The organism is Microcystis sp. M53598_WE2 (genome assembly GCF_030067735.1).
Classification (GTDB): Bacteria; Cyanobacteriota; Cyanobacteriia; order Cyanobacteriales; family Microcystaceae; genus Microcystis; species Microcystis aeruginosa.
In genome coordinates, this window is the sequence record NZ_JASJFE010000635.1 from 1 (window position 1) to 1,899 (window position 1,899).

4 protein-coding genes are annotated in these 1,899 nt (G+C 44.4%); all 4 read left to right on the top strand.

Features of this window, described 5'->3' with window-relative positions:
* The coding region (locus tag PX636_RS12905) for a PIN domain-containing protein (RefSeq protein WP_502882883.1) at positions 1 to 250 on the top strand (250 nt) is incomplete at its 5' end.
* Between the two features lie 222 nt (positions 251 to 472).
* A complete protein-coding gene (locus PX636_RS12910; protein WP_288117498.1) occupies positions 473 to 664 on the top strand; it encodes a type II toxin-antitoxin system HicB family antitoxin in 192 nt (63 codons plus the stop codon).
* On the top strand, positions 661 to 843 hold the full coding sequence (locus PX636_RS12915) for a type II toxin-antitoxin system HicA family toxin (RefSeq protein ID WP_012267861.1): 183 nt from the start codon (positions 661 to 663) through the stop codon (positions 841 to 843). The genes PX636_RS12910 and PX636_RS12915 overlap by 4 nt, the downstream gene beginning before the upstream one ends.
* A gap of 404 nt (positions 844 to 1,247) precedes the next feature.
* Positions 1,248 to 1,899 (top strand): tetratricopeptide repeat protein (locus PX636_RS12920; protein WP_288117499.1); only part of this gene is annotated, 652 nt, incomplete at its 3' end.

Below are 1,899 nucleotides of genomic sequence, written 5' to 3' on the forward strand. Positions count from 1 at the left end.
AGATGTCCCAAAAACCCTTATTCATAAAATCTCCACAGGAGAACTACAGGTATTCAACCTCAAAACTAAGCACTGCCAACCCATTGAAGAACTGATGCAAAAATATAGAGATTTGCCAATGGACTTAGCCGATGCTTCGTTAGTAGTGTTAGCTGAAACAATTAAGGAGAACAGAATATTAACCACAGATAGGCGAGATTTTAGTGTTTATCGTTGGCTAAATAATCAAACATTTGATATTCTAATTTAACAGTCCGTAGTCCGTAGATTGAACCCTCGGAACGAAACCCAACACCCAACACCTAAATCTGTCTGAATGGGCGATCGCCGCTTTGGTAGGCTGCATTAACGAAGTGTAAGGCGGCAATCTCGCTGCCAACCCTGATAATAAAGCTGATCGTGGCTTGGGAGCAATTCAGTTATAATAGGGGTCAACTTAATATCTTTAGCAACGCAGAATGAGGATTTCACCATGAAGATTCCATATACATATTGGAAAGAATCAGATGGGATGTTCTTGGGCTATTTGAATGAATTTCCAGATCATTGGACCCAAGGTGTTGACTTAGAAGAATTAATCGAAAACCTGATCGATCTCTACAGAACATTTACTACGGAAGAAATCCCCGGAATCAAGAGAGTTGCAGAGTTTGAATTCGCATGAAAAGACATGATTTAATTGCACAATTGGAGCAAGCTGGCTGCTACTTGATTAGACGTGGAGGGAAACACGATATTTACCATAATCCAGATACTGGAAAAACAGAACCAATTCCCAGACATCGAGAAATTAATGAGCGATTGGCTAAAAAGATTATCAAAAGTCTTACTGGTGACAGATAAATTCACAGTGCCAATCAAACAAGGCTACAAGGAAGCAAAGGAGCTATGGAAAAATGATTACTGTAGGATTTAAAAAAAAGTGATCGCTCTTACTACTTTCTAATTACTTTAGATAGTAGTAGCCTAGTGCTTTTTAGACAAAAAAAGCCTATTCTGCATATTCCCAAAAAAGCAGCCTATGAATTAAGTAGGGCTTGCTGAATAAATCTAAAAACCTTGTTGGATAATATTTTTAGGCTTTTTTAGCCCAAAAACCTTTTTTAGCAGGATTTACACCGATATTCAGCCAACCCTAAGTAGAATTTAAAATCATCCCCAGTGAGGAACTAGCCATGAAATCCTTTGCCCTTCTTACCACCGTCAGCCTAATCAGCCTTTCCACCCTCGCGACTGTTCGCCCCGTCATGGCGCTAGAGAGCCGACAACCAGCCGAAACCCGGATCGCTCAAGGGAACAATCAAGACGCGATCGGCCACTATAACCGGGGAGTTGGCTACATCCAACAAGAAAAATACGATCTCGCCCTCGCTGAATTTACCAAAGCGATCAACATTGATCCCCGATACGCCGAGGCTTACCTCAATCGCGGGTTTCTTTACGAACAACAGGAGAAACCCGACCTCGCCCTGTCCGATTACAATCAGGCGATCAACATTAATCCCCGATTGGCCGAAGCTTACAACAATCGCGGGTTTCTTTACGGCGTACAGGGGAAACCCGACCTCGCCCTGTCCGATTTCAATCAGGCGCTCAACATTAATCCCCGATTAGCTCTGGCTTACAGCAATCGCGGGCTTCTTTACGCCGGACAGGAGAAACCCGACCTCGCCCTGTCCGATTTCAATCAGGCGCTCAACATTAATCCCCGATTGGCCGAAGCTTACAACGGTCGCGGGCTTCTTTACTACGAACAGGGGAAACCCGACCTCGCCCTGTCCGATTACAATCAGGCGCTCAACATTAATCCCCGATTCGCCCTGGCTTACAGCAATCGCGGGCTTCTTTACGCCGGACAGGAGAAACCCGACCTCGCCCTGTCCGATTTCAATCAGGCGC